The sequence below is a fragment of the Brevibacterium luteolum genome, assembly GCF_013004595.1.
GTDB lineage: Bacteria > Actinomycetota > Actinomycetes > Actinomycetales > Brevibacteriaceae > Brevibacterium > Brevibacterium luteolum.
This window is the reverse complement of the sequence record NZ_JABEMC010000020.1, coordinates 1-1,332: the sequence shown is the minus strand read 5'-3', so window position 1 is coordinate 1,332 and position 1,332 is coordinate 1. Positions and strand designations below refer to the sequence as shown.

Here is a 1,332-nt window from a genome sequence, read left to right as displayed (position 1 = left end):
TGGATCGCCCCGGGTCTGGTGGAGGGTTTGATCTAACCGAGAGGATAGGAACATGCCCGCACCGAGTAAGTACCCTGCAGAAGTCCGTGACCGTGCTGTGCGTATGGTCAACGAGAAGCTGGCCTGCGAACCCGCACTGGCTGTGAGTGCCGCGTGCCGGCTGGTCGGTGAACAGGTCGGAATCAACAAGAACACCCTCCGTAATTGGGTGAAGCAAAACCATGTGGATTCCGGTAAAGCGCCAGGAATGACGAGCGATGACAAACAACGCATCACGGACTTGGAAAAGGAAGTTCGAGAACTGCGCCGGGCTAATGAGATCCTGCGGAAAGCGAGTGCGTATTTTGCCCAGGCGGAGCTCGACCGCCGCTGACAGATATCGATGGTTTCATCGATGATCATCGCCATGAGTTCGGAGTCGAGCCGATCTGTCGAACACTGTCTCAGACAGGTGTACAGGTCGCTGCGAGCTCGTATTACGCGAGAAAGACGAGACCGGCCTCAGCCCGGAAACAAGCTGACGCGAAATGGGATGATCGGATTCGGAAAGTGCATTCTGACAATCGTGGATTGTTCGGAGCACGGAAAGTGTGGGTGATGCTGCGCCGGCTCTACCCGAACGAGCCGATCGCCAGGTGCACGGTCGAACGCCGTATGCGCGCCCTGGGGCTGGCCGGGGTGTCCAATGCCCGGTCGACGACTACGACACGGCAGACCAAGACCGCTTCGTATCCGGGTGACCTCGTCCAGCGGGATTTCACCGCAGATACTCCTGATACTCGCTGGGTCGCCGATATCACCTATGTGCCGACATGGACTGGTTTCTCCTATGTCGCTTTCGTCACGGATCTGTTTTCCCGAATGATTGTTGGGTGGCGAGTCGACACGACTCTACGAACCGATTTGGCGCTGGATGCTCTGGAACACGCGTTATGGGAAAGGAAACGAAAGAACAGGAGCATCGACCAGTTAATTCATCATTCGGACAAGGGGAGCCAGTATGTTTCCATTGCTTATACAGAGCGTCTACGTGAAGCTGGAATAGAAGCCTCGGTCGGTTCGATTGGAGATTCTTATGATAATGCCGCAGCAGAAGCGCTGAATAAACTATATAAGAAAGAGGTGGTGTGGCGCGAGGGCCCGTGGACCGGTCGTGATGCTGTGGAATTCGCGACTTTGGAATGGGTTCATTGGTATAACCACACTCGCCCGCATTCGTACTGCGGAGACCTCGCTCCAGCGCAGTTCGAGGAACACTACTACACTGAAACCAGTCGGCCAGAGGTGGCTGACGTACCGCTATGAGCTCTCCACCGAACTCAGGGCGATCCA

1 protein-coding gene and 1 other annotated feature are annotated in these 1,332 nt (G+C 55.9%); the gene reads left to right on the top strand.

What is annotated here, in order from left to right:
• Nucleotides 1-52: 52 nt before the first annotated feature.
• Nucleotides 53-1,305 (top strand): IS3 family transposase gene (locus HLA91_RS13630; protein ID WP_420867892.1). Its coding sequence is split into 2 segments (ribosomal slippage): nt 53-347 and nt 347-1,305, totalling 1,254 coding nucleotides; the frame shifts between segments, so codons are not numbered across the junction.
• Nucleotides 337-468 (top strand) — a sequence feature (AL1L pseudoknot). Its footprint overlaps the gene before it by 132 nt.
• Nucleotides 1,306-1,332: the final 27 nt, after the last annotated feature.